The sequence below is a fragment of the Nonomuraea purpurea genome, from assembly GCF_042650645.1.
Taxonomy (GTDB): Bacteria; Actinomycetota; Actinomycetes; order Streptosporangiales; family Streptosporangiaceae; genus Nonomuraea; species Nonomuraea purpurea.
In genome coordinates this window covers 94,273-119,399 of record NZ_JBHSBI010000028.1, presented here as the reverse complement: position 1 = coordinate 119,399, position 25,127 = coordinate 94,273, and the positions used below count along the sequence as shown (strand labels likewise).

The window sequence follows — 25,127 nt, the reverse complement described above, 5'->3', positions numbered from 1 at the left end:
CCCCTATGGATCTCGGCATCTCGGGCAAGGTCGCCCTCGTCACCGGAGGCAGCGCGGGCCTCGGCCTGGCCTCGGCCAAGAGCCTCGCGCGGGAGGGCTGCGACGTGTGCGTCTGCGCCCGCGACCCGGAGAAGCTCGCGGACGCGGTGGTGGAGCTGCAGGAGTTCGGCAAGGTGGTGCACGCCGTGCTGGCCGACGTGGAGGACCCCGGCGCGGCCCGGCGGGTGGTCGAGGAGACGCGCGACGTGCTCGGCCCGATCGACATCCTGGTGGCCAACGCGGGCGGGCCGCCGGCCGGGCGGTTCGAGGACATGGGCCTGGCCGACTGGGACGTGGCCGTCCAGCGCAACCTGCTCGGCACCGTACGCCTGATCCACGCCGTCCTGCCCGAGATGCGCTCGCGCGGCTGGGGCCGGGTCGTCACGATCACCAGCAGGTCGGCCCGTGAGGCGCTCGACGGCCTGGCGCTGTCGAACGCCATGCGTCCCGCCGTGGCCGGCGTCGTGCGCACGCTGGCGCGCGAGGTCGCCCGCGACGGCGTGCTGGTCAACAACGTGTTGCCGGGCCCGATCGAGACTGACAGGCTGCGCGAACTGGCGGGCGAGGAGGGCCTGGCCCGGCGGGGCGAGGGCGTGCCCGTCGAGCGCGTCGGGCGGCCCGAGGAGGTGGGCGACGTGGTGGCGTTCCTGGCCAGTGAGCGGGCCTCGTTCGTGAACGGGATCTCGATGCTGGTCGACGGCGGGGAGTCCCGCGTTATCGCCTGATCGGAATGTCCGCCCACGATATGGGCGAATGCTCACCAAACTTTGCCCGCATGACATCCTTCCCTTAGACATCAGTGGGGAAGGTAGGGGCATGGACAAGCCGGTCATCGTGACGGTGGACGACGACCCTGGCGTCTCGCGGGCGGTCGCCCGTGACTTGAGGCGCCGCTATGGCCAGGAATACCGGATTGTCCGCGCTGAGACGGCCCTGGCCGGCATCGACGCGGTCCGGGAGATGCGCCTGCGCGGTGACGAGATCGCGGCGATCCTGGCCGACTACCGCATGCCGCAGATGAACGGCGTGCAGTTCCTCGAAGCCGCCATGGACATGTATCCGTACGCGCGCCGCGTGCTGCTGACGGCCTACGCCGACACCGACGCCGCGATCCAGGCGATCAACGTCGTCGACCTCGACCATTACCTGCTCAAGCCGTGGGATCCGCCGGAGGAGAAGTTCTATCCGGTGATCGACGGGCAGCTCGACGCGTGGCTGCGTACCGAGCGGATCGAGCGCAGCGAGCTGCGGGTCGTGGGCGACCGGTGGTCGGCGCAGTCGTACGCGGTGCGCGACTTCCTGGCCCGCAACCACGTGCCGTACCTGTGGATGTTGTCGGAGGACCCGGAGGGCGCGCAGCTCGTCAAGGCCGCCGGGGAGGGTTGTCACCTGCCGCTGGTCGTGACGTCCGACGGCACCACGATGGAGTCGCCCGACCAGGCCGCGCTGGCCACGGCGGTGGGGCTGTCGACGACCCCGGCGATGGACTTCTACGACCTGATCGTGATCGGCGGCGGTCCGGCCGGGCTCGGCGCGGCCGTCTACGGCGCCTCGGAGGGCCTGAACACGGTGCTGGTCGAGGCGCACGCCTCGGGCGGCCAGGCGGGGCAGAGCTCCAGGATCGAGAACTACCTGGGCTTCCCCGACGGCGTCTCCGGGCAGCAGCTCGCGGACCGGGCGCGCAGGCAGGCGCTGAAGTTCGGGGCGGAGCTGCTGACCGCACGCAAGGTGACCGCGCTGGAGCCGCGCGGGCAGGCACGGGTGATCGGGTTCGAGGACGGCGGGGAGATCGCGGCGCACGCGGTGATTCTGGCGACCGGCGTCACCTATCGCCGGCTGAACGCGCCCGGCCTGGACGAGTTCGTGGGCCGGGGCGTCTTCTACGGCGCGGCCCTGACCGAGGCGCCGGCCTGCCAGGACACCGAGGTCTACATCGTGGGCGCGGCCAACTCGGCGGGACAGGCGGCCGTCTATCTATCGGGATTCGCGAGCAAGGTTCATTTGTTGGTGAGAAGTGATGGTTTGGAGAAGTCCATGTCTCACTACCTCATCGAGCAGATCGCCGCGCTCCCCAACATCGAGGTGCACCTCCAGACGGAGGTCGCAAGCGGCGGGGGCAACGGCCACCTGGAGCGCCTGACGCTGACGACCAAGGGCCAGGAGCGCACGGTGGACGCGCAGTTTCTGTTCGTGTTCATCGGGGCCGAGCCGTTCACCTCCTGGCTGGGCGAGACGATCGAGCGGGACGAGAAGGGGTTCGTGCTGACCGGGCCCGACCTGGTGCAGGGCGGACAGCGGCCGCGCAACTGGCCGTTGCGGCGCGAGCCGTACTACCTGGAGACCAACGTGCCCGGGGTGCTGGCCGCGGGCGACGTACGCGCCGACTCGATCAAGAGAGTGGCCTCCGCCGTCGGCGAGGGCGCGATGGCCGTCGCGCTCGTGCATCGCTACCTGGAGAAGCAATGATCGACATAGACGAGTTGCGCAAACTCTTCCTCTTCGAGCGCCTGAACGACGAGCAGCTCACCAAGCTGGCGAGCAGCGGCAGGGTGGAGACGTATCCGGCCGACACCGACATCGTCCGGCAGGGCGATCCGGCCGAGTGCTTCGTGGTGCTGATCGAGGGCGAGATCCAGATGGTCAACGAGACGGTCAGCGCCGGGATCGTCGCCATGCCCCGCGCCTCGCAGCCCGGCGTCTACGGCGGCGCCACCAGCGCCTACCTGGGCGAGCGCGCGCCGCAGACCTACCAGCACACGCTGCGCGCCACGGCCCCCTCGCGGGTGTTCATGCTGCCGGCCAAGAAGTTCGGCTACATCGTGACCGAGTGGTTCCCGATGGCCATGCACCTGCTCGACGGCCTGCTGTCCGGTGGGCGCATGCAGCGGGAGATCATCGACCGGCGGCAGCGGCTGACCGCGCTCGGCACGATCACCGCCGGGCTCACCCACGAGCTGAACAACCCGGCGGCGGCGGCCGTGCGCGCGGTGAGCGAGCTGCGTTCGCTGATCAGGACCTCGCGCCTGCAGCTCGCCGGGCTGGCGGAGGCCGGCATCCCGCCGGAGAAGCTGCGCACGCTGATCGAGGCGCAGGAGGCCTGCACCGGCAATCTGGGCAAGCTGCCCCAGCGCACCCCGCTGGAGATCTCCGACGCCGAGGACGAACTGGGCGACGCGCTCGACGAGATAGGCGTCGGCGACGCATGGGACCTGGCGCCCGCGCTGGTCAACGCCGGATTCTCGACCAAGGACCTGGAGAAGATCCGCGGCAAGGTGGGCGATGAGCACACGCCGGCAGCGCTGCGCTGGCTGGCCGAGGCGATCGAGATCTCACAGATGCTGAGCGAGGTGACCGAGGCGACCGAGCGCATCACGTCGCTGATCGGCTCGGCCAAGCAGTACTCCCAGATGGACCGGGCGCCGTTCCAGCAGGTCGACGTACACGACCTGCTCGACAGCACGATCGCGATCTTCCGCGGCAAGATCCCGCCGGGCATCAGCGTCGTCACCGACTACGACCGCACGCTGCCGCTCATCCCCTGCTACGCCGGCGAGCTCAACCAGGTGTGGACCAACCTCATGCACAACGCGCTGGACGCGATGGGCGAGGAGGGCACGCTGACCATCCGCACGGCCCACGACGAGGACGAGGCCATCGTCGAGATCGGCGACACCGGCCCCGGCGTGCCCGACGCGATCAAGGACCGGATCTTCGAGCCGTTCTTCACCACCAAGACCGTGGGCCAGGGCACGGGCCTGGGGCTCGACATCTCCTACCGGATCGTGGCCGGACGGCACGGCGGCGAGATCAAGGTGCGCTCGGTGCCGGGCGCGACCTGGTTCGAGGTACGCCTGCCGCTGCGCGAGCCCGCCGCGGTGCCGGAGCCCGCCGTCTGATCATCCGCCTCCGCCCCGACTTGTCAGGACGCTTCATTACCGCATGTAATGGTTGACCGTAATGCGGGAAGGAGACGGACCCGGTGACCCCCACGGAATCCGCGACGAGTTCGGGCACGCTCAACGTGCTGCTGCGGACCCTGGGCGGCATCGAGCGCCTGGGCAACAAGCTCCCCCATCCCTTCTGGCTGTTCGTCATCCTGAGCGCGCTGCTGGCCCTGACGAGCTGGGGCCTGGCGGCGGCCGGGGTGTCGGCGGTGAACCCGGCGACCGGCAGGACCGTCGCGGCCCAGAGCCTGCTGTCGGCCGACGGCGTGCGGATGATGGTCGGCGACGCGATCAAGAACTACACCTCGTTCCCGCCGCTCGGCACGATCCTGGTCGTCATGCTGGGCGTCGCCGTCGCCGAACGATCAGGGCTGCTGGCCGCCGTGCTGCGCTCCGGGGTGTCGAAGGTGTCGCCGAAGTGGGTGACGTTCGCGCTGGCGTTCACCGGCATGGTGGCGCACGTGGCCTCCGACGCCGCCTACGTCGTGCTCATCCCCCTGGGCGCGCTGGCCTTCCGCGCGGTCGGCCGCAGCCCGATCCTGGGCATCGTGGTGGCGTTCGTGTCGATCTCGGCGGGCTACGACGCCAGCCCGCTGATCACGCCCGTGGACGCCATCCTGTCCGGGCTGACCACGGCCGCCGCGCACACCATCGACCCCTCCTACGTGGTCACACCGCTGGCCAACTACTTCTTCTCGCTGGCCTCCTCCCTGGTGCTCGCCGCCGCCATCACGCTGGTGACCGAGCGGCTGCTGGCACGCCGCGTCGAGTCGATGCCCGTCGACCCCGACGCCCCCGCCGACGACCTGGGCTCGCTCACGCTCGGCGCCGAGGAGCGGCGCGGGCTGCGGGCCGCGCTGATCGCGCTCGTCGTCTTCCTGGTCGCGATGGTGGCGGCCGTGCTGCCCTCCGGATCCCCGCTGCGCGGCGAGGGCGGCAGCATCGTGCAGTCGCCGCTGCTCACCTCGATCGCGATCTTCCTCGCGCTGGCCTTCCTCGCGGCCGGCTGGGCGTACGGCAGGGCCGCCGGCACCGTCACGACCAGCCGGGACATCCCCGCTTTCATGGCCCACGGGTTCAGGGAGATGGCGCCGATCCTGGTGCTGTTCTTCGCGATCTCGCAGTTCCTGGCCTCCTTCAAGTGGACCGGCATCGGCGAGATCATCGCCATCGACGGGGCCGGCCTGCTGAAGTCGGCCGGGGTCAACGGGCCTGTGGTGTTCCTGGGCGTCCTGCTCGTGGTGACCCTGATCAACCTGGTGGTGACCAGCGGCTCTGCCCAATGGGCGCTGGTCGAGCCGGTGTTCGTGCCGATGCTGATGCTGCTGGACATCCCACCCGAATACACCCAGGCCGTCTACCGCATCGCCGACTCCTGCACCAACGCGATCACACCGATGAGCCCGTACTTCGTGATGGCGCTCGGCTTCCTGCAGCGCTACCGCCGCTCGGCCGGGATCGGCACCCTGGCCTCGATGACCATCCCGCTGGCCCTCACCCTCCTCGTCGTCTGGACGCTGCTGTTCTACGCGTTCTGGTGGCTCGGCATCCCGCTCGGCCCCGGAGCGCCCGTCGCCTAGAAAGGACCCTCGTGTTGATCACCGACTGGACCCGGCAGGCCCTCCCGGCCATGCTCGGCGACCTGAAGGCCGTGGTCGAGCTGGAGACCCACAGCTACGACAAGGCCATGCTGGTCAAAGGGCTGCGGACGATCCGCGGCCGGGCCGTCGAACTGCTCGGGACGCCGGATGAGGAGGTCCTGCACGACGGCGGCCAGTACGGCGACATCTGCGAGCTCACCTACCAGGGCACCGCGCCGGGAACCGTGCTCATGCTCAGCCACTACGACACCGTCTGGCCCACCGGGACGCTGGCCGGCTGGCCGTTCACCGTGGTCGAGGGCAAAGCCACGGGGCCCGGCGTGTTCGACATGAAGACCGGGCTGGTGCAGGCGATCTGGGCGCTGCGCGGGCTGCGGGAGCTGGAGTTGCCGCACCCCAGCGTGCGTTTCCTGTTCAACGGCGACGAGGAGATCGGCAGCCCGGCCTCGCGCGAGCACATCGAGGCGGCCAGCGAGGGCGCCCTGGCCACGCTGGTGTTCGAGGCGTCCATGGACGGCGCGCTGAAGACCGCGCGCAAGGGCGTGGGGCTGTTCAACGTGAGCGTGACCGGGGTCGAGGCGCACGCGGGGCTCGACCCGTACGCGGGGGCCAGCGCGATCCACGCCCTGGCCGAGATCGTCACGACACTCGCGGGCGCCGGGTCCCGCGAGCGCGGCACCACCCTGAACGTGGGGCTGATCAGCGGCGGCACCGGACGCAACGTCGCCGCCGGGCGGGCGAGCTGCGGCGTCGACGTGCGCGTGACGGACCCCGCCGAAATGGGACGCATCGACGACATCTTCGCCGAGCTGCGGGTCTCCGACCCCCGGGTGTCGATCTCGGCGACCGGCGAGTGGAACCGGCCGCCCATGATCCCGAACCCGCCGTCCCAGCGGCTGTTCAAGGAGGCGCAGGAGGTGGCGGCCGAGTTCGGGTGGCTGGTCGACGAGGTCGCCGTCGGGGGCGCCAGCGACGGGAACTTCGTCTCCGCGCTCGGGCGGCCCGTGCTGGACGGCATGGGGGCGGTGGGGGACGGGGCGCACGCTCGGCACGAACACGTGCTGGTCGAGCACATCCCGGAGCGTACGGCCCTGACGATCGGCCTGATCAACGCCCTGGCGTGATCGGCGCCTACGTCGGCATGCCGTGACCCCGAGGTCCGGCCCTGACCTCTCCTCGGCCGGGCTGTGGTACGCTCCCAAGCGAGCGCTTGGTTTACCTCTGAGGGGCCGCCGCATGAAGTTCTCGACCTTCCACCTCTTCCACCGCTTCGACGGCCAGAGCTTCAAGGACGTCTACGACTACCACCTGGAGCTCATCGAACTGGCCGAGGAACTGGGCTTCGACGGGGTACGGCTGGCCGAGCACCACTTCCGCGACTACGGCGTCGTCCCCAACCTGTTCACCATGCTCGCCCACGCCGCCGCCCGCACCTCCCGCATCAGGCTCGGCACCGGCATCGTGGTGCTGCCGCTGCACAACCCCGTCCACGTGGCCGAGGAGGCCGCGCAGGTGGACGTGCTCTCCGGCGGACGGCTGGACCTGGGGATCGGGCGGGGGTACCAGAGCGTCGAGTTCGAGGGGTTCGGGATCGACCTGGCGGAGGCCCGCGACCGGTTCAACGAGGCGCTTGAGGTGATCGTCGGGCTCTGGACGCAGGAGGCGTACCAGCACGAGGGGAAGTTCTACAAGACCGGCGCCGAGGTCTGCCTCGTCCCCCGGCCCGTCCAGAGGCCCCACCCGCCCCTCCACGTGGCCGCCGTCTCCCCCGAAACCGTGACCATGTACGCCGAACGCGGCCTGCCCATCCTGGCCGATCCCGCGGCGCCCTTCCGCAAGGTCGTCAGGGCCGCCGAGACGTGGCGCGAGACAGCCGAACGGGCGGGCCACGACGTGACGGCCGCCGAACTCGTCGTGGCCCGCAGCGTCTACGCGGCCCCGACCCTGGAGCAGGCGCGCGCGGACCAGGCCAGGTTCGAGGCGTCCTTCGACCGCTCGCGCATCTTCAACGAACGCAGCGCCCCCATCGACCCGAAAACGGGACAGGCCGCGCAGGGCTTCGAGTACTACCAGGACCGCTACCTCAAGGGCGCCTCGCTGTCGACCGACTTCCGCTGGGAGCAACTCGACGTGATCGGCGACCCGGGGCGCGTCATCGAGCAGATCACACTGCTGCGGGACGCCGGCTTCACCAACCTCCTGTGCGACTTCGGCAGCACCCGGCCGATGCCTCTGGACGACATGAAACGCGTCATGCGTTTCTTCGCCGCCGAAGTCATCCCCGCCTTTGCCCCTGGAGGCCGACGATGATCCACAGCCTGTCGCTGTCCGACGTCCTCGCCGACCACGCCCGCAGCCGGCCACAGGTCACGGCGGTGGTGGATGGGGCGGTGCGGCTCACGTACCCGGAGCTCGACGAACGTGTCACCCGCCTCGCCTGCGCCCTGTCCGCCCGCGGGGTCGCCGGCGGGGACCGGGTGGTGTGGCTGGGGCAGAACGCTCACGCGGTGCTCGAACTCCTGCTGGCCTGCTCCCGCCTGGGCGCCGTCTTCTGCCCGGCCAACTGGCGGCAGTCGGAGGACGAGCTCCGCTTCGTCCTCACCGACCTGCGGCCGGCGGCGGTCATCTGGCAACCCTCCGACACCACCACCTCCCTCCACGCCTCCGATGCGGCGACGACGTGGGTGCAGGCCGGGACGGAGTACCAGGAGCTGGTGGCGAGCGGGGAACGGACGGAGTTCGCACCGGTAGGGGACGACGAACCAACGCTGGCCCTTTACACGGCAGCCTTCGACGGCCGCCCGAACGCCGCCCTGCTCAGCAGCGCCGCGCTCATCGCCCACGCCACCACCCTCCTGGTGGTCCGCCAGATGGAGCCGGGCTTCACCTTCCTCAACAACGGCCCGCTGTTCCACGTGGGCACGATGATGTTCTGCCTGGCCACCCTCCAGATAGGCGGCACCAACGTCTTCACCCCCGCCTTCGACGCCGAGGAGGTTTGCCGCCTGATCGAGGCGGAGAAGGTCACCCAGGCGTTCCTCTTCGGCCAGATGATCGACGCGGTAGCGAAAGCCAACGAGTCGGGCAAGTACGACCTGTCCTCACTCAGGTTCGTCTCCCATTCCCCGGAGTGGGACGACATGATCACCATCGACGACTCCCCCTGGTGCCGATCCAAGATGGGCGGTTACGGGCAGACCGAAGTGGGCGGCATGCTGACGTTCCTGGGTCTGGCACAGGGCGGTTCGGGTTTCGCGGGCCGGCCGTCACCATTGGTCCAGGTACGGATCCTGGGCCCCGACGGAACCGAGGTGCCGGCAGGCGAGGTGGGCGAGATCTGCGCACGAGGCAAGACCCTCTTTTCCGGATATTTCGCCCGGCCCGACTTAAACACCGCAAAATCCACCCACGGCTGGCACCACACCGGCGACCTGGGCCGCCGCGAACCCGACGGCACCATCACCTTCATCGGCCCCAAACTCCGCATGATCAAGTCCGGCGCCGAAAACATCTACCCCGCCGAGGTCGAACGCGCCCTCAAATCCCACCCCGCCGTAGCGGACGCCGCCGTCATCGGCACCCCCGACCCCACCTGGCACCAGACGGTAAAGGCCATCGTCGCCCTCGAACCGGATGCCACCACCACCGAGACCGACCTCATCGACCACGTCACCACACTGCTCGCGTCATACAAGAAACCCAGAAAAATCGCATTCGTCGACGCGATCCCCAAACGCGGCTTCACCCCCGACTACGACACCCTCGACACCACCCACGGCGGCGGCAACTACCCAGGCTCCTGAACGAGGCCACAAGATTCGGATCGGCTTCTGCCCGTTCAGGCTCAACCTTTGTAAATACCCAGCGCGACCAGTAGTTGCCATACGTCGGTGGACGTCGTTTCGTTTGTCGTAGTTCTTGAACGCGTCGGTGCCCTTCGCCGGAAGGCGTCAATCCGTTCCGGCGATAGACCGACTGGATCCTTCCTGTTCACGCCGTGTCCTTCGCTTCCTGCCAGGACAGTTCGCGGACGATCTCTCCTGCGGTCACTCGTGGCACACCGCCATATCGACCTCGCAGATAACCTCGTTCGAAGTTCTCCTCTTTTCGGGGCTTGGCCGCTGTCAGCGGGTAGAGCTCCGTTTCTCCCGAGCGCCGCTTTGTCGTGATCCACACCTGGTCACGTTTGAGGGGGCGATCAAGCACCTCACTGCCCAGCAAGGTCGCGTCGTGGGTGGTGAAAACAAGTTGCGCACCTCGTGGATTGGATGCGGGATCTTGGAAGACACGTACGACCTCGGCCGCGAGCGCGGGGTGCAGGCTCGAATCCAATTCGTCCACGAACAGGACCGAGCCTTGGTCCAGCACGATGAGCATGGGCCCCAGAAAGGCGAACCAAGCGTGAGTGCCGAGAGACTCTTCCGTGCGGAAGTCCAAAGGCGTCTCTCCACCGTCCGGTGTTCGGTGCCAAAGCCTGATCTCGCCGGTCTCGGGGTCCGTGTCGAGTCGCGTGACTCCCAAATCAGCCGATTGCAGCAACCGCACGATCCGCCGCCGATAGGGCTCCGCACGGTCTGAACTTTTCAGGAGCCGCGTCGTATAGTCCACCCGAGCATGCAGATCTCGCTCCGGTGTCATCAGCCGCAGGTTTTCGAGGAACCACCTGTGTATCGCCGACAATTGGGGATCGTTGAGAGTCGCGCCGACGGACAGGAACAGAGCGTTCGGACGGGTCAGCCTCACCAGGGAATCCCGTTCTCCTTTGAAGCCCTCCCCCCGGAAAACGAATTCCCCGCCTTCGGAATCCGGACGATCCGCCTCTCGATCGAACCAAACGTTACGCCGGCCATGCGGGTATGCATGCAGCCACTCCGCCTCGACCCGTTCGTCAGACAACTCGAAGCCGTAGGTGTAGCGAACCGGATCTCGTCCCAACACGAGATCCACTTCGAACAAGCTCGTCTCGTCTCGCGATACGGAATCAAGCTTGAACGGCTGACGAGGAACGACCTCCGGCACCTTGGCCCAATCCGCGAAGGAGTCACGCACCGCGTCACGCATGAGCTGGAACGCGCTGAGCACGTTGGACTTTCCTGAGGCGTTGGCACCGAACAGGCCGAGTACGGGTTGCGCCAGAACATCCCGCCCTCGATGCCGCAGACCCGTCCCGCGTGCCGTGCCCTCATCGAACTCAGTCGCGATCAGAGACAGCTCGTGCTCATCACGGATGGACCGATGATTGGCCACCCGGAAACGGATCAGCACCGTCGACCTCCTACTGAGACAGGTCTCTTACACCCGTCATCTGCGTCTAGGCGCATAGAGCCTGCACGAAACAGCCTATGACCTCCCCGCAGTGGATGCCAGTAGCGGCTCCCCTCCTGTCTCCGGCGTACCCGGCTCTTGAACCACGGAGATCTGCGTGGGGCTGTTCATTCTGCCGATGAACATTGCCGGGCCGGCGCCTCGTCCGGGTCGTACAGCCCTTTCAGGGGTGGCCGCGGGCCGGGTTCCGCTTCATCCAGGAGAACAGCGCGGATCAGGTCACCTGGCAGGTGGAGCCGTTGAGGGCGAAGGAAGAGGGCTTGGCGGTGTTTCCGGTGTGGGTGGCCTGGAAGCCGATGCCGGTGGAGCCGCCCGGCGGCAGGGTGCCGTTCCAGGTGGCGTTGGTGGCGGTGATCTGGCCGCTGGTCGGCGCATACGATGCGCTCCAGCCTCCGGTGATGGTCTGGCCGCTGGGCAGGGTGAACGTCAGCCGCCAGCCGTTGATCGCCGAGTTGCCGGTGTTGGTGATCGTGATGTTGGTGGTGAAGCCGGTGTTCCAGGTGTTCATCTCGTACGTCACGCGGCACGAGCCCGATGACGTGGGCGTGGGCGTCGGGGTCACCGTGGGGGTGACGGTCGGGGTGGCGCCGCCGTAGATGGTGGCTTCCTTGGCCGTGGCCTTGATGCCGTTGGCGCCGTTGAAGATCCGCTGGCCCCAGGTGGTGAGCTGGGTGGGGTCGAAACCGGTTGCCATGTCCAGGATCGGGTCGGTGTTGCCGCTCCAGGACCAGCCGAGGTACCCGAGGCCGCGGGAGGCCGCCTCGGACAGCAGTGTCTCGTGATCGACCTCGTTGGCGCCGAAGCGCCAGCCGAACTCGCCTATGACCAGCGGCCAGCCGTTGGCCTGGAATCGGTTGAGGTAGTCGGTGATCGCCGTGGCGGTGTTGAAGACGGCGTACATGTGGATGGACAGCACCGTGTTGCGGCGGCTGTCGGCGTTCAGGATCGTCTGCGCGCTGTCTCGCATGACGTACTGCCAGTCCTGGCCCCAGTTCGGCCCGTCGACCATGAGCAGGTGCTCGAAGCCATTGGCGCGCATCTTCTGGATGGCGGCGGCGGTCGCGCTGGTCCACTGGGCGGCGTTGGTGTTGCCGATCGGCTCGTTGCCGATGTTGATGACGACGTAGTTCTCCTGGCCGACGAGCGCGCTCTTCTGGCTGATCCAGTAGTTGACCGCTTCGTCGAGTGACGCGGCCGCGCCCTCCTCGCCGTATCCGGTGGTGTCGTGCACCTCCAGAACGCAGATCAGCCGGTTCTGCTTGCACAGGGAGATCACGTTGGCGACGTCCGTGGACGGGCCCCACCGTTTGCCGCTGCCCAGGACCACGCGCACGGTGTTGGCCCCGAGTGCCTTGACGTCGGCGAACGACCTGGTCTGGTTGGTGAACCAGACGTGCGGGTGGTTGACCCCGCGCATGGTGAATCTCTGGCCGTTGGCTTCGACGATGTTCGTGCCGCTGACGTGGAGTCCCACGGCCGCGTGGGCGGGCGGCATGGCCGCGAACACGGCGGCGGACGTCGTCACGACGACGGCCACGAGCGCCGCGCCGACGGCGGCGAGCCACGGCATCGATCGCATCTCGAATCTCCTCGCTGACTTCCGCAACAGGCGCGCCCGCGATCAGGGGCCTCGCTGGAACGCATCCCAGAATGTATGCAGAGCCGCCAAAGCTGTACAGCCGCCGCCACTATCCCCTACAAGGCTCATAAACTCCTATTGACCGTTAAATAGCTGCCAAGCTGGCCAAATCCGCTCAAAGCGCAGTAAAAACGATCTTTCACGGGCCCTGGTGGCCATGAAAATTTCACACGTCCCGCGCCCGGACCCTGCCCACGCGTTTGCACCGGACCATTTTCCACACGGCCGGCTACCCGAAATCCGCTGGGATCACCTCACCTGCCGATAATTCATTGTAGGCGCATGTGCACGCGGGTATGATGACGGAAATCTTCCGCACATGATGGCGCCCCAGGCCGATATGGCGTTTTCGCCGCTCGCCCGGACGAGTCCGCTGGGAGGAAATTTGCACGACCGATCTTATGCCATCCCCGTGACATTGGGCGATGGCAGCGTCGTGCACGTCGAAGCGGTGGCCGGAGAGGAACTGGTGGCGAGCCGGCTGTTCAGCTTCAGTGACGTCGCCGGAAAAATCGCCGGGATAACGGAGGAAGTAGGGGACATAATCAGGGCCGCGGCCCCCGATGTGGCGACGGTTGAACTGGGGTTCGAGATAGGGGTCGAGTCGGGCGGGCTCACCGCCATCCTGGCGAAAGGCACGGGAAAGGCCAATCTCAAGGTGACGCTCGAGTGGCGTCGCGCCGAGCGTCCGTCCGGGACCGAGCCGCTTGCGCCCGGCGGCACGGAGAGCGTCGGCGGAGATTCGCGGCCTGGTCGCGATGGATGACGCACAGTTGCGCGTGGCCACCGTCAAGGTCGTGACCGGGCCCCAGCAGTTCGGAACCGGCCTTTTCGTGAGCCCCGGGCTCATCCTCACCTGCGCGCACGTGGTCGACGGAGCCCCCAATGACGGCATCACCGTCGTCTGGCAGCACAAAGAGTATTCGGCCAGAATCGTCAGCGTCCGCGACCTGCCCTATCCCGATCTCGCCCTGCTGAGCATCGGCCTCCGCAACCATCCCATCATCGAGCTTCACCATGAGGTCGAGCTGGGCGATCGCACGTATGCCTACGGCTACACCGAGTCTATGGCGAGGGCGACTCGCTCACCACCGCGTACGAGGGCTTGACGCGCGTGGACCAGCCATTGCTGAAACTCAAGGAGGGCCAGGTAAGACCCGGCATGAGCGGCGCGGGAGTGCTCAACCTCCGCACCGGCGCCGTGTGCGGCATTCTCGTGGCGACCAGAGACAGGAACAGCGATCTCGGCGGCAGGGCCATCCCCGTCCGGACGGTCCTGTCGGAGTTCCCAGGGCTCGTGCCCCAGTCGAGCGCTCTGGGTCCAGACGGAATCACCCTTGAGTCGAGGGCGCTGTCCTTCCAGTCCACACCGGCGTGGGAGGCCGTCTGGGAGCGGAAACTGCAGGAGCAGCGCAGGCTGCTTTCACGCGGCGTCCCCGGATCATCGCGGATAACGGTCGGCGATCTCCTCACCCGCCCCGAACTTCTCGTGCCCGCTCCGTGGCGTGTCGGCGGCCGGGAGGCGGCGCGCGGGGGGCTGGTCACCGAACTCGTCGACAGGGTGCGCGCGGACGTCACGGACGGCATAGATCCGCAACGTCGGGTGCTCCTTCTCGCCGACCCCGGCATCGGCAAGACCACGTTGACGTACTGCCTGTACTCGGAGCTGCTGCGGATCTGGTCCGCGGGGGTGCGTAAGAACATATTCCCGGTGCGCATCGATCTGCGCACGGTCGGCACGCAGTCCATCGACGCCGAATTCGGGTCGGCGGAATGGCTGGCCCGCTATCTGGACAACTCCGTCCGGGGGTGCGGTCAGGTCTCCTGGATGGGGGTCGAGGAGCGCGACGGAATCCCGCTGCGACCGGTCCTGATCCTCGATTCGCTGGACGAACACCTGTCCCGGCTCGCCTACCCGCACATGCTGACCGAGCTGGACAAGTTCATCTTCGGGTACGCGGCCCTCGCCTGCTGCCGGACACAGTATTTCAACAGGTTCCTCGCGCATTCCCCCTTCGCTGACGACCTCGAGCAGGTCGAACTGGTCCCCTGGAGCGAAGAGGAACGCCGGAGATACGTGGGCGCGTACGTCGACTACTGTTTCCCCGATTATCAGGAGCAGGAGACGCAGAAGATCCGGCTCCGCATCGAATCCCGGCCGGTGCGCGACCTGTGCCAGACCCCCCTTCGCATCAACATGGCGCTGGATCTGATGTTCCGGGGCGATCTTGAGAACCCGGTGGTGAACGACACTCTGGGCCTCTACCACGCCTACGTCGCGCAGTTGCTGCGCATCGAGTCGGCGAAGATGGGCAGCACGCTGAACATCGAGCAGAAGCTCGACCTCCTGACCAGGATCGCCTGGCACTTCTACGACGAAGGAGAGGCCGGCGGCCAGGGGCCGCGCATGTTCACGCTGCGCGAGCTGCACGAATTCATCTGCACCGATCTGAGAACGCCGGAGGAGGACGCGCACGCGATCGTCGAGGATCTCGTCTCCCGTTCCCTCCTGGCCATCGACAGCGACCAGTTCGACCTCTTCGAGCCCACCGTCGTCCGCTTCGCGCACAAGTCGTTCCATGAGTACTTCGTGGCCCGCCATCTTTTCGGATGCATGCACACGGACGCCGTCGCGACCACCGCCGCGTTCCGCAGATTCATCTCCGCCGAGGTCTCGGAGTTCGTCAAGGAATATCTCGAGCGGGCCAACGCCAACAGCCGGATCCTGACGCGGGTCTGCGACGTGTGTTTCGACGCCTTCCAGGCCAACGGCGACGTCGGCGGCGACTCGGCCGACGCCGCCAGGGCGCGCGTGGCCAGACAGCAGCTCGCTTATTACCTGGGTAATCTCCGGTCGGCGCGTATCGTCCAGTTCCTGCGGCAGACGCTGCTGAACGAGCCGGACCTGTGGATTCAACGCGGAATCATCCTCGGCCTGGCATTCGGCGGAACCGCCCAGCCCCTGGCGGAGTACGTCGACCGGTTGCGCGCCAACCGTGCCACCGGACGGAACGTGGCGGAGAACGACGTCAACCTCGGTTACACCCTGACGTTCTTCGGCGACCAACCCACCGATCACTTCCATCCGGAGGTCGACCAGGGCCTGGAGAACTGCGAGGGCACGATCCGCAGGATCACCTATCTGGTCGGCACGGAAACGGACCAGGAATGCTGGCGGCTCGACCTTTTCACTCTGGTGGAGTTGTGGCAGCACCGCCCGGTGTCGAGGGAGCGCTACGTCGTCGCGATGCTGGAATGCGCGCCTGAACTGTCGGTGATCCTGGATGCGTTCGCGCACAATCCCGAGTCCGCCGGCTGGCCCGAGATCGAAGAACTCCGCGAGATCCTCCGCATCATCGACAGTGACAAGGACGGCAGGCGATGAATCAGCGTGAACAGCGGCTCAAGACGAGCGCGGAACGCGACGGCCGGCGCGCCAATCTGGCGCTGTACTCCGGCGGCGAGGAGGTCCGCGGCTACTTCAGCGAGCGTTATCACGCGGTGCGCGTGCTGCTGGCCCGTAAACAGCTGGGAAAGGCGCTGGAGAACGCCGCCCTGCACGCCGGCCTGCCCGTCATCGAGCTCGGCGCCGGCGGCGGACGGATCGTGGAGGGCGGCAGGCTCCTGGGCGTTCTGGGATCGAGGAACGTGGTCTATGTGGACTTCGATCCGGGGGCTCTCGGCTCGGTCGAGTTCCGCGGCCATCGTCGCCTCTGCTCGGACGCCGCGACCACCCTGCCCTTCCGCGACGCCACCGTCTGCGCCGTCGTGCTGGGAGAGCTGATCGAGCACATCTACGACACCCGGCGGCTGCTGGAGGAGTGTCACCGGATTCTGGCCCCTGGCGGGGTGGTCGTCGTCACGACTCCCAATCTCGCGGCCCTGCAGGATCGTATCCGTTTCTTCGCGGGCCGCTCGCCCCGGCATGTGAATCCCCTGCACCGGTATCTGTGGCTCCACATCAGGCCGTTCACCGCGAGTTCGTTGACAGAGGTCTTCGGGGCCGCGGGCTTCGACGTGACCGAGCTGGAGTCGAACTTCGTCATCTGGCGGAAGAAGTCCGGTGGCCGGTTCCAGTCGAGATCACTGGCCCGGCTGTTTCCCGGGCTCGGCAGCATCCTCATCGTCTGCGCTCGTAAAGCCGAACGCTCACCGTTACGTCCCTTGACATAATGGAGCGATCACATGGAAACGATGCGGGAGTTGGCCGGCCGTCTCGACTCTTCCTTCGACGCGCTGGCGCCGGACGCGGGAATCCAGGCACGACTGCTGCTCCGCGAGATCGTTTCGAGTGGCGAACTCCCGGCTCTGCTTCGATCGGTCCTTGAGGATCGTTCCTATCTGGCGCGCGTGGCCGCCGCCTCGTACGGACACAACAACGGATTCGACAAGATCGTCCTGGCCGCGGGTCCTGATAACCGTTACAAACTGCGCCTGCACATCTGGTGGCCGGAAAGGGATCCGCACAGCGAGCACGTCCACAACCATCGGTGGACTTTCGCATCCGTCGTCCTGGCCGGGGAGATGGAGATGGAGTTCTTCGCGCTGACCTCGGGCGGCGAGCCGATGCAGCGCTACCGCTATTCTCACCCACCAGGTGAGCCGCATTTCGTCCGGGACTGGAAGGACAGCGTGGAGGTCCGCACGGTGTTCGCCGAGACCGTCGGCCCGGGGTCGAGTTACTGGCTGGGAGAAAGCGTGTTGCATCGCATCGTCGTCCATGGCCGGCGGTTGACCGCGACTCTCGTTCTGCAGGGCGCGGGGCTCAGCCCGGACTGCGATCTGCTGAGCAGTGTCCCGCTCGGGGAACTGCCGATGGTCAAGGTGCGGCAGTTCACCGTCGGCGAGCTGTCGGAGAAGATATCTTCTCTGCTCGTAGCACCTACTGCCCTGAAAGGATGGTAAGGGATATGGGAGTGAGGATCGTCACGAGGGACGATGCCGAGGTTGTCCCGGTAGATGATGCAATGACCATTTATCAGTATTTTTCCGAGGCCGAGAGCCCGCAAGCCAGCCTGGTGACGGCCGATCTCGATGGGCTGCATTCCCGCCGGATGAACCGCCGCAGCGTCAAGCTCTATTTCGTGCTCAGCGGAAAACTCCTGGTCAAATCCGATGAAATGGAGCGCGAGGTCGGGCCGCTGGCCGGAGTGCTGATCGAACCGGGCACCTGGGTTGAGCTGGTCGGCGAGGCGGCGCAGATCGCCATCGTGTACAGCCCGGCTTTCGACCCCGCCGACGAGACGGTCGACGAGTGAGCTTTTCCGACGAATCCCCCTCGCCCAGAGGACGACAGGAGCACTGATGAAGCTCGCAGGGAGAACCGCCCTGGTCACCGGGGGATCCCGTGGAATCGGGCGCGCGACGGCCCGCCACCTGGCCCAGCAGGGGGCAGACGTCGTGATCACCTATTACGAGAACTCGGCGGCGGCGGAAGACTCGTTGCGGGAGCTGAAAGACCTCGAAGCGACGGCGCGGGCGCTGCGGTACGACGCCTCCTCCCCCGAGCAGGTCCGCGCAGCACGAGCCGAGATCGAGCGCGACCTGGGGCCGGTCGACATCCTCATCAACAACGCCGGAGCCATATCGAGGCCGGCCGACTGGGCGCAGCAGAGCGACGAAGAGCTACAGCGTACGATCCACGTCAACCTGCTGTCCGTCATCCACGGCATCCGCACCTTCGCGCCCTCGATGGTCGAGCGCGGGTGGGGCCGCATCGTCAACCTCACCTCGACGTACTCCTTCAACGGCGGCGCCGCGGTGCTCGCCTACACCGCCGCCAAGGCGGGGGTGAACGCCGTGACCACCGCCATGGCGGCGGAGCTGGGCTCCAAGGGAGTCCTGGTCAATGCCGTGGCCCCCGGCAACATCGACACCGACATGACCCGCGCGGCCGGGCCGGAGGTCGTCGACTGGGCCGTGCAGACCACGCCGGTCGGCCGTCTCGGCACAGTCGACGAGACCGCCGAGGCCATCGTGCACCTCGTGCTCAGCGATTTCGTGTGCGGGCAGACGTACGTGCTGGACGGCGGGCAGATTCTGCGGATCTGAGCCGCCGTCACCTTCTTTCGTGGGCGAGTGGGCGCGAGGGGGCCAGCAGTGTGGACAGTGCCCAGCGGCCGGGCCCGAGGACGGCGACGAGCAGGAAGCCCCAGCAGAAGAGCGCGGCCTTCTCGCCGCCGTTCTCGATCGGGAACAGCGCTTGGGGTTGGTGGACGACGAAGTAGGCGTAGGCCATGGTGCCCGAGCAGATGACGGCCGCGGCGCGGGCGGCCAGACCGAGCAGGACGAGGACGCCACCGAGCAGTTGGATGACCGCGGCCCACCATTGGGGCCACTCTCCGATGCCGGGCACCTGGCCCTGCGGCCCGCCCAGCACGTCGAAGAGCGTCGCCGCGCCGTGGCAGGCGAACAGCAGTCCGATCACGAGCCGGTACAGGGCCAGGAACAGCCCTTGGTTCTTGTTCAACAGATCCACGACAATGTCCTTTCTCAGGAAGAAGTGCCGGGGCCGATGGTCGTGGCGCCGTGAATCCGGGCACGCGGCATTGACCATCTTTGGGGTGAAGGGCGGCGGTGATGGCCGGTCACGGTCGGCCGCGAGGGCTCTTGTTTGAGGAATTTTTACGCCGCCGGTGCCGTCCGCACCGTGACCGCGAAGAAAGGCGAAACCGTTATTTGCGCCGTTGTTGCATTGCCGTTCAAGCCTGGTTTCCTCATGAAAGGGAAACCGTGGATCACCTCCGTCGGCAAAGTTTTGGGAGCGCTCCCAAATAATTCTGGAGTCCGGCTGACAAATGTCAACGCCGCGCCGTCAAGCGGCTCTATCCCGAACGTGCGGCACACGCGCCACGTGGCTTTATGCCTCGGCTGTGAAGGTTCACGTTCCTGAAATTTTCATCGCGGCGGGCCCAAGACCTAAGCGGGCAGCGGAACCACGCCCGTGACGGTCGTGCCCTCGCCGGGCACTCCGTTGACGGACAGCACGCCCCCGACCTCGGCGAACGCCGAGCGCATGCGGGCCTCCGCCCCCGGCGCGGCCAGGCCGCGGCCGTGGTCGCAGATCGTCAGGCGCAGATCCGCCTCACCGGCCGTCACCGCGACGGAGACCACGCGGGCGCCGCTGTACGACGCCACGCCCTCCAGAGCCTCGCGCAGGACCGCGAGCACCGCCTCCCCGATGGCGGCGGGCACGTCCTCCGACGGCAGCGCCCAAACCTCGACGGTGATCCCGCACCCCTGGGACCACTCGCGCAGTTGCCGCTCCAGCGCACCCGCGAGCCCCGACTCCGCGACCACGACGTGGAGCCCCACCGGCTCATCCCCCTGTCCGATCACAACCGGGCGTCTGGCGCGTCCAGGCATGGACGAATGAGCACACATGGCATCCCCCGCTCAAATTTCGGTCGTACGGAAACCATGATGTACCCGGACGATTACCCCCCGCACACTAAGTCCGCAATCCGTCCTCCAAATGCCCCAATGCCCGGTCGAACTCCGCTGGTGCGTCCATGTCCGGATCCTTCACCCAGTCGAACCACACCGCCATGATCACCCCCACGATCGCCCCCGTGACGTTGCGGATCTCGGGATCGCCTGGGTCTCGCCCCGCGCGCGCCGCCAGCAGGCCCCGCATCGTCCCGATGAGCCCGGTGACGTTCTCCAGGGTCGCCGCCCACAACTCGGGCACCGTGAACATGAGCTTCTCCCGCTCCATGCTCTCGGCGAACTCCTCCGGCGCCTGCGCGTCGAACACGACCCTGAGCGTGGCCCGCACCGCCTGGACGGGGCCGAGCTCCGGCGGCACCTCCTGGAGGGCTCGCATGAAGAGCGGGAACTGGTCGACGAGCACCAGATCCTCTTTTGTGGCGAAGTAGCGGAAGACGGTGCTGGGGGCCACCTCCGCCGCCTCCGCGATCTGCTCGACCGTCGTCGCGGCGTAGCCCTGCTCGCGGAAGAGCCGCAGGGCCTCCTTCTGGATCAACGCCCTGGTCTTGGCCTTCTTCCGCTCACGCAGGCCCGGTCGCTCGCCCATGCCTCCGTATTCTCCGGGGTTCGGCCGCCACGCGTCCACTCATGAGAGTCGACTCCCAATAGCTATACAACAATCAAATAGGAGTCTACTCTCAAAATCATGCGACTTCCCATCGACCGCACGCCCGGATGCCCCTTCGACCCGCCCGCCGGCCTGCGTGATCTGCCGCCGATGAGCCGGCTGGAGTTCGCCGACGGGCATCTGGGCTGGCTGGCCACCACGAGCGCGGCCGCCCGCGCCGTTCTGGGCGATCAGAGGTTCAGCGCCAGACGGGAGCTGAAGCACCTGCCGCTGCACGGCATGCCCGCCGACGGCCCCGCCGCGCCCGGCTCGTTCGTCTCCATGGACCCGCCCGATCACACCCGCTACCGCCGCCTGCTCACCGGCCAGTTCACGCTGCGCAGGATGCGCCTGCTGGAGCCGCGCATCGAGCGCATCGCCGCCGACCACCTCGACGCCATGGCTCAGGCGGGGCCGCCGGCCGACCTGGTCACGGCCTACGCGCTGCCGATCCCGTCATTGGTGATCTGCGAGCTGCTCGGCGTCCCGTACGAAGATCATGATTTCTTCCAGGAACGGACCGGACAGCTCGTCACCCCGGACGGCGACGGCGCCGGCGCGATGAAGGACCTCACCGCCTACATGGGCGACCTCGTCGCAAGAAAGCGGAAGGAGCCGGGCGACGACCTGATCAGCGGGCTGACGGGCGAGCTGACCGACGAGGAGCTGACGAACATCGCCGTGATCCTGCTCGTCGCGGGCCACGAGACCACCGCGAACATGCTGGCGCTCGGCGTCTTCGCACTGCTGGAGCACGGGACGACGCACATCGGTGAAGAGGCGGTCGACGAACTGCTGCGGTGGTTGTCGATCCTGCACCTGGGAGCGCCGTCCCGTGCCGCGCTGGAGGACGTGGAGGTGGCGGGCGAGCTGGTCAGGAAGGGCGAGACCGTCGCCCTGTCCCTGCCGGTGATCAACCGCGATCAGGCCGTGTTCGACGACCCGGACGCGCTCAGACTCGACCGCCAGGACGCGCGGCGGCACCTGGCCTTCGGTTACGGAGTGCACCAGTGCCTCGGGCAGCAGCTCGCCAGGGCCGAACTGCGCATCGGCCTGCGTGCGCTGTTCGAGCGCCTGCCCGGCCTGCGGCTGGCCGTCCCCGCCACCGAGGTGCCCATGAAGGAGGACGCCTCGGTGTACGGGGTCAGGTGCCTGCCGGTGACCTGGGGAGCTATCGGTTGAGGCGCTCCAGGGTGTGCTCCCGGCAGCCGGAGGGCGCGTTCACCGGGTTGCACCGGACAGTCGCGCCCCCGGGCAGTTCGGCGGTGTAGTCGCTGCCGTTCCTGGCGGACAGCCCGATCACCGGGAAGTCGGTGCTGATCATCTGCGCGCCGCTCGTCAGCGCCGCCTCCAGCCTGCCCGTGTCGCCCGACCTGGCCTCGGTGAACGGCACGTCCGACCGGGTACGCACGTAGTAGCCCTTGCGCACGAGGTCGCGGATCTGGGCGGTGTTGCCGCCCTCCGGCTCGTTCCAGCCGACGAAGGCGGCGTCGGGCCGGCCGGGACGCGCGTTCGTGAACAGCACCCGCCCCTCCAGGCTCGGCCTGCCCTCCAGGTAGGGCGCCTGGAGGGCGCTCGCCTGGTTGTCCATGAAGAACATCACCTTGCCGCGCGAGGCGTTCAGCTCGGGCCAGCCGTGCTTGAGCACCGACTGCTCCAGGGTCAGGCCGGGCTTGCGGACGTCGTCGGGCGTGATGAGACGTTCGTCAGGGAAGACCGAGCGGATCTCGGCGTCGAGGGCGTCCATCAGCGCCTTGTCCCAGGCCGGGCTCTTGGCGCCGCCCATCGCCTCCTTGGCGGGGTCGGTGCTCTTGAGCTCGGTGAGCACGGTCAGCGGCACGTGGCCGGGGTTCCTGTCCGACCACTCGCGCACCTGGCGCAGGCAGGTGACCAGGGCCGAGCAGGTGGTGCCGTAGTCGTGGTCGGCCCAGTGCAGCACCTTGAAGCCGGGACGGGCGAGCGCGGGATCGTTCAGCGGCGGCAGTCCGGCGTCCTTGCGGACCAGCGGGCCCGCGTAGAGGCCGCCCTGCGGGTCGGGGAAGACGTCGAGTTCGATGCCGCGGACCCGCTGGGCGACGAACTGGTTGGGCAGGGCGGTGTGCGAGTACTGCAGGTTCCACCAGTTGGCATCGGTTCTGCGCTGCACGTCCTTCTCGGCGTCCGTCAGCTCGCGGTGGTAGCTGTTGTGGGTGGCCATGGTCTGGACGTGGTTGATCCGCAGGGTGCCGCGTCCGGCCGTGGCGGCGTCGGCGGCGGGCACGGCCGCGAGCGCGGTCACGAGGGTGGCTGCGAGCAGGGCGAGGCGGCGCATGGGTCTCCTAGCACGGGGGGTTCACATGGTGCGGGGCAGGAGTTAACGGCTGCGCACTAAATACCCAAACGCGTACGAACGTCGTCCTACAGGATTGCCAGTGGGGTGATCGGGCTGCCGGTGCCGCCCTCGATCCTGAGCGGGGCCGCCACGAACACGAACTCCGCCCGCGCCTCCGCCCCCAACTCCTCCAGCCAGAGCATCTCGACGAGGTGCACGCCGTGCCGGTGCAGCAGGATGAGGTGCAGGTCGTCGGCCAGGTCCTCGTCGGCCAGCCCGCGCGGGTTGAGGCCGCCGACCGCGGCGTTGTCGCAGGCCACGACCGACACGTCGTGGGCGGCCAGCCAGCGGCCCGCGTCGGCCGACAGTCCTGGCTGGCCTGACCAGTACTCCTCGGGCGAGCGCTGCCACACCAGCGGCCATCCCGTGCGGATCACCGCCACGTCCCCGGGCCTCGGAGTGGCGATCTCCTCCAGCAGCTCCGCCGGGATCCGGAAGCCGGCCAGCAGGTGGTCGAGCCCGAGGTGGCGCGGCACGTCGAAGAGCAGCCCCCGTGCCACCACGCCGCCCACCTGCTCGATGCCGCACCTGGTGGCGCCGTAGGAGCGGACGCGGGCGGCCGGGTGGCCGTTGTAGAGCTCGTCGCCCGACCACATGTGGCACAGCGCGTCCATGTGGGTCGTGGTGCCGTGGCAGGTGACGATCAGCGCGTCGTCGGCCACGCGCAGCCCCGCTCCGACGGGCCGGGCCCCGGCCGCGTAGTCGCCGCCGTCCACGGACATGAAGTGTTGCGGCAGCGGGCGGCCCCGCAGGTGCGGGACCGTCGTGGGGGCCGGCGAGGAGGTGGCGCCCCTGATCGGCATGGCCAGGCTCAGCACCTGGCCGGTACGCGCGCCGCGCAGGGCGTCGAGGACCACGTCCGGCGTGAGGAGGTTCAGTGTCCCCCGCTGATCATCTGGGCCGAATCGTCCCCAGTTGTTAGGCTCGTGAACCACGTAAGCGCTCCCTTCCCTGCGGAGGTCTGATGCACTGCGATCCTCGGTTCTCCCGCGTCCGTGAGGTCTTCGAGCGGCATTTCGCCGATGGCGAGGAGTTGGGCGCCGCCTTCTCCGTCTACCTGAACGGGGAACTGGTCGTGGACCTGTGGGGCGGCGTCGCCGACCGGCACACCGGACGGCCGTGGCAGGCCGACACGCCCGCCTTCGCCTACTCCTGCACCAAGGCGATCACCGCCACCGTGCTGCACCAGCTCGCCGAGCGCGGGCTGGTGTCGGTGTCGGCGCCGGTGGCCGAGGTGTGGCCGGAGTTCGCGGCCATGGGCAAGGGCGCGATCACCGTCGAGCAGCTCCTCACCCACAGCAGCGGGCTGCCGATGGTGGCGGAGCCTGTGCCGGTGGAGGAGTTCGAGGACCAGGCTGCCATCGCGGCCAGGCTCGCCGGTCAGGCACCGCTCTGGGATCCGGGGTCGGCGCACGGGTACCACGCGCTGACGTACGGGTTCCTGGTCGGCGAGGTGATCAGGCGGGTGACGGGCAAGTCCGTGGGCGAGCTGGTGGCGGCGGAGATCGCCGGGCCGCTGAGCCTGGAGTTGTGGGTAGGGGCGCCGGACACCGTCATCGCGCGCACGGCCCGGCTCAAGGCGGGCGAACGCACCCAGCCAGGGAGCCCCCCGGAGGGACGCTCGGACGACCGGCTGGCCGAGGTGGCGCGGGCCGCGCTCGACCCGAGGAGCCTGATGAACCGGGCGCTCGGCAACCCCGGCATACACCTGCTGGCCGGCGGCGCGAACAACCCGGTCATCCTGCGCGCGGGCTGGCCGGCGGCCGGCGTCGTCACCACGGCCAGGGGGCTGGCCGGGTTCTACCGGGCGCTGGTCGCCGGTGAGCTGCTGAGCCCGCGGACGCTCCAGGACGCCGTGCGCCCCCGCGTGAGCGGCCCCGACCGCGTCCTGTTCCTGGACACCGCGTTCGGCCTCGGTTACATGCGGCCGTCGACCACGTTCATGATGCCGTCGGCGACCGCGTTCGGGCACACGGGCATGGGCGGCTCCATCGGCATGGGCGACGTCGAACGCGGCCTGGCCATCGGCTACGTGATGAACAAGATGGCCGGTGGGGTGTCGGGCAACCTGCGCGGCATCCGCCTGGTGCGGGCGGTCTACGACGCGCTCTGA

The 25,127-nt window shown here is 68.0% G+C and carries 23 protein-coding genes; 16 read left to right on the top strand and 7 right to left on the bottom strand.

Annotation, left to right across the window (positions count from 1 at the left end; genetic code table 11):
* Nucleotides 1-5: 5 nt before the first annotated feature.
* The 7 genes from ACFOY2_RS40540 (at nucleotide 6) to ACFOY2_RS40510 (ending at nucleotide 9,387) form a co-directional block, all read left to right on the top strand.
* Nucleotides 6-764 carry an SDR family oxidoreductase gene (locus tag ACFOY2_RS40540; protein WP_379533427.1) on the top strand — a complete coding sequence of 253 codons (759 nt, stop codon included), beginning with the start codon at nucleotides 6-8 and terminating at the stop codon, nucleotides 762-764.
* A gap of 91 nt (nucleotides 765-855) precedes the next feature.
* Entirely contained in the window at nucleotides 856-2,505 is a 1,650-nt protein-coding gene (locus ACFOY2_RS40535) for an FAD-dependent oxidoreductase (protein ID WP_379533426.1), read from the top strand.
* Complete coding sequence (locus ACFOY2_RS40530) at nucleotides 2,502-3,935, top strand: ATP-binding protein (RefSeq protein ID WP_379533425.1); 1,434 nt, start codon at nucleotides 2,502-2,504, stop codon at nucleotides 3,933-3,935. Before ACFOY2_RS40535 ends, ACFOY2_RS40530 begins: the two co-directional genes overlap by 4 nt.
* Before the next feature lie 83 nt (nucleotides 3,936-4,018).
* Nucleotides 4,019-5,563 (top strand): AbgT family transporter, encoded by a 1,545-nt coding sequence (locus ACFOY2_RS40525; RefSeq protein ID WP_379533424.1) that lies wholly within the window; start codon nucleotides 4,019-4,021, stop codon nucleotides 5,561-5,563.
* A gap of 11 nt (nucleotides 5,564-5,574) precedes the next feature.
* On the top strand, nucleotides 5,575-6,708 hold the full coding sequence (locus ACFOY2_RS40520) for a M20 family metallopeptidase (RefSeq protein ID WP_379533423.1): 1,134 nt from the start codon (nucleotides 5,575-5,577) through the stop codon (nucleotides 6,706-6,708).
* A gap of 112 nt (nucleotides 6,709-6,820) precedes the next feature.
* Nucleotides 6,821-7,894, top strand: coding sequence for an LLM class flavin-dependent oxidoreductase (locus ACFOY2_RS40515; protein ID WP_379533422.1), 1,074 nt, complete (start codon nucleotides 6,821-6,823; stop codon nucleotides 7,892-7,894).
* On the top strand, nucleotides 7,891-9,387 hold the full coding sequence (locus ACFOY2_RS40510; protein WP_379533421.1) for an AMP-binding protein: 1,497 nt from the start codon (nucleotides 7,891-7,893) through the stop codon (nucleotides 9,385-9,387). The genes ACFOY2_RS40515 and ACFOY2_RS40510 overlap by 4 nt, the downstream gene beginning before the upstream one ends.
* A 187-nt stretch (nucleotides 9,388-9,574) precedes the next feature.
* Here the strand turns inward: ACFOY2_RS40510 and ACFOY2_RS40505 are convergent, their stop codons facing one another.
* Both ACFOY2_RS40505 and ACFOY2_RS40500 read right to left on the bottom strand, forming a co-directional pair.
* Nucleotides 9,575-10,849, bottom strand: a complete 1,275-nt coding sequence (locus ACFOY2_RS40505; protein ID WP_379533420.1) for an AAA family ATPase — start codon at nucleotides 10,847-10,849, stop codon at nucleotides 9,575-9,577.
* Between the two features lie 274 nt (nucleotides 10,850-11,123).
* Nucleotides 11,124-12,488 carry a cellulase family glycosylhydrolase gene (locus tag ACFOY2_RS40500; protein ID WP_379533419.1) on the bottom strand — a complete coding sequence of 455 codons (1,365 nt, stop codon included), beginning with the start codon at nucleotides 12,486-12,488 and terminating at the stop codon, nucleotides 11,124-11,126.
* Between the two features lie 379 nt (nucleotides 12,489-12,867).
* Here ACFOY2_RS40500 and ACFOY2_RS40495 point away from each other — a divergent pair, with 379 nt between their 5' ends.
* From ACFOY2_RS40495 to ACFOY2_RS40465, 7 genes are read left to right on the top strand one after another with little or no spacing between them, the layout of a single operon-like run.
* On the top strand, nucleotides 12,868-13,314 hold the full coding sequence (locus tag ACFOY2_RS40495) for a CU044_2847 family protein (protein ID WP_379533418.1): 447 nt from the start codon (nucleotides 12,868-12,870) through the stop codon (nucleotides 13,312-13,314).
* Complete coding sequence (locus ACFOY2_RS40490) at nucleotides 13,307-13,657, top strand: trypsin-like peptidase domain-containing protein (RefSeq protein ID WP_379533417.1); 351 nt, start codon at nucleotides 13,307-13,309, stop codon at nucleotides 13,655-13,657. The genes ACFOY2_RS40495 and ACFOY2_RS40490 overlap by 8 nt, the downstream gene beginning before the upstream one ends.
* A 5-nt stretch (nucleotides 13,658-13,662) precedes the next feature.
* Entirely contained in the window at nucleotides 13,663-15,933 is a 2,271-nt protein-coding gene (locus ACFOY2_RS40485; protein ID WP_379533416.1) for an NACHT domain-containing protein, read from the top strand.
* On the top strand, nucleotides 15,930-16,721 hold the full coding sequence (locus tag ACFOY2_RS40480; protein WP_379533415.1) for a class I SAM-dependent methyltransferase: 792 nt from the start codon (nucleotides 15,930-15,932) through the stop codon (nucleotides 16,719-16,721). Before ACFOY2_RS40485 ends, ACFOY2_RS40480 begins: the two co-directional genes overlap by 4 nt.
* Nucleotides 16,722-16,751: 30 nt before the next feature.
* On the top strand, nucleotides 16,752-17,453 hold the full coding sequence (locus tag ACFOY2_RS40475) for a hypothetical protein (protein ID WP_379533414.1): 702 nt from the start codon (nucleotides 16,752-16,754) through the stop codon (nucleotides 17,451-17,453).
* An 11-nt stretch (nucleotides 17,454-17,464) separates the two neighbouring features.
* A complete protein-coding gene (locus ACFOY2_RS40470; RefSeq protein WP_379533413.1) occupies nucleotides 17,465-17,806 on the top strand; it encodes a hypothetical protein in 342 nt (113 codons plus the stop codon).
* A gap of 46 nt (nucleotides 17,807-17,852) precedes the next feature.
* Nucleotides 17,853-18,599 (top strand): SDR family NAD(P)-dependent oxidoreductase, encoded by a 747-nt coding sequence (locus ACFOY2_RS40465; RefSeq protein WP_379533412.1) that lies wholly within the window; start codon nucleotides 17,853-17,855, stop codon nucleotides 18,597-18,599.
* A 7-nt stretch (nucleotides 18,600-18,606) separates the two neighbouring features.
* On the opposite strand, the gene ACFOY2_RS40460 is transcribed toward ACFOY2_RS40465, so the two are convergent.
* From ACFOY2_RS40460 to ACFOY2_RS40450, 3 genes are all read right to left on the bottom strand, one after another.
* Nucleotides 18,607-19,026, bottom strand: a complete 420-nt coding sequence (locus tag ACFOY2_RS40460; RefSeq protein WP_379533411.1) for a DoxX family protein — start codon at nucleotides 19,024-19,026, stop codon at nucleotides 18,607-18,609.
* A 440-nt stretch (nucleotides 19,027-19,466) separates the two neighbouring features.
* Nucleotides 19,467-19,862 (bottom strand): sensor histidine kinase, encoded by a 396-nt coding sequence (locus tag ACFOY2_RS40455; protein ID WP_379533410.1) that lies wholly within the window; start codon nucleotides 19,860-19,862, stop codon nucleotides 19,467-19,469.
* 136 nt (nucleotides 19,863-19,998) lie between these two features.
* Nucleotides 19,999-20,583, bottom strand: coding sequence for a TetR/AcrR family transcriptional regulator (locus ACFOY2_RS40450; protein ID WP_379533409.1), 585 nt, complete (start codon nucleotides 20,581-20,583; stop codon nucleotides 19,999-20,001).
* Nucleotides 20,584-20,682: 99 nt separating this feature from the next.
* On the opposite strand from ACFOY2_RS40450, the gene ACFOY2_RS40445 reads away from it, so the two are divergent.
* Complete coding sequence (locus ACFOY2_RS40445) at nucleotides 20,683-21,825, top strand: cytochrome P450 (RefSeq protein ID WP_379533408.1); 1,143 nt, start codon at nucleotides 20,683-20,685, stop codon at nucleotides 21,823-21,825.
* Here the strand turns inward: ACFOY2_RS40445 and ACFOY2_RS40440 are convergent.
* Nucleotides 21,815-22,954: a phosphatidylinositol-specific phospholipase C1-like protein gene (locus tag ACFOY2_RS40440; protein ID WP_379533407.1), complete on the bottom strand. Its 1,140-nt coding sequence runs from the start codon at nucleotides 22,952-22,954 to the stop codon at nucleotides 21,815-21,817. The two genes, ACFOY2_RS40445 and ACFOY2_RS40440, sit on opposite strands and share 11 nt — an antisense overlap.
* A gap of 86 nt (nucleotides 22,955-23,040) precedes the next feature.
* A complete protein-coding gene (locus tag ACFOY2_RS40435) occupies nucleotides 23,041-23,949 on the bottom strand; it encodes a cyclase family protein (RefSeq protein WP_379533406.1) in 909 nt (302 codons plus the stop codon).
* Nucleotides 23,950-23,978: 29 nt separating this feature from the next.
* Here ACFOY2_RS40435 and ACFOY2_RS40430 point away from each other — a divergent pair, with 29 nt between their 5' ends.
* A complete protein-coding gene (locus ACFOY2_RS40430) occupies nucleotides 23,979-25,127 on the top strand; it encodes a serine hydrolase domain-containing protein (RefSeq protein WP_379533405.1) in 1,149 nt (382 codons plus the stop codon).

Coding starts and splice junctions, on each gene's coding strand:
- ACFOY2_RS40540 (WP_379533427.1), top strand. CDS start 6: ATGGATCTCGGCATCTCGGGCAAGGTCGCCCTCGTCACCGGAGGCAGC.
- ACFOY2_RS40535 (WP_379533426.1), top strand. CDS start 856: ATGGACAAGCCGGTCATCGTGACGGTGGACGACGACCCTGGCGTCTCG.
- ACFOY2_RS40530 (WP_379533425.1), top strand. CDS start 2,502: ATGATCGACATAGACGAGTTGCGCAAACTCTTCCTCTTCGAGCGCCTG.
- ACFOY2_RS40515 (WP_379533422.1), top strand. CDS start 6,821: ATGAAGTTCTCGACCTTCCACCTCTTCCACCGCTTCGACGGCCAGAGC.
- ACFOY2_RS40510 (WP_379533421.1), top strand. CDS start 7,891: ATGATCCACAGCCTGTCGCTGTCCGACGTCCTCGCCGACCACGCCCGC.
- ACFOY2_RS40500 (WP_379533419.1), bottom strand. CDS start 12,488: ATGCGATCGATGCCGTGGCTCGCCGCCGTCGGCGCGGCGCTCGTGGCC.
- ACFOY2_RS40495 (WP_379533418.1), top strand. CDS start 12,868: ATGATGGCGCCCCAGGCCGATATGGCGTTTTCGCCGCTCGCCCGGACG.
- ACFOY2_RS40490 (WP_379533417.1), top strand. CDS start 13,307: ATGGATGACGCACAGTTGCGCGTGGCCACCGTCAAGGTCGTGACCGGG.
- ACFOY2_RS40480 (WP_379533415.1), top strand. CDS start 15,930: ATGAATCAGCGTGAACAGCGGCTCAAGACGAGCGCGGAACGCGACGGC.
- ACFOY2_RS40465 (WP_379533412.1), top strand. CDS start 17,853: ATGAAGCTCGCAGGGAGAACCGCCCTGGTCACCGGGGGATCCCGTGGA.
- ACFOY2_RS40450 (WP_379533409.1), bottom strand. CDS start 20,583: ATGGGCGAGCGACCGGGCCTGCGTGAGCGGAAGAAGGCCAAGACCAGG.
- ACFOY2_RS40445 (WP_379533408.1), top strand. CDS start 20,683: ATGCGACTTCCCATCGACCGCACGCCCGGATGCCCCTTCGACCCGCCC.
- ACFOY2_RS40440 (WP_379533407.1), bottom strand. CDS start 22,954: ATGCGCCGCCTCGCCCTGCTCGCAGCCACCCTCGTGACCGCGCTCGCG.
- ACFOY2_RS40430 (WP_379533405.1), top strand. CDS start 23,979: ATGCACTGCGATCCTCGGTTCTCCCGCGTCCGTGAGGTCTTCGAGCGG.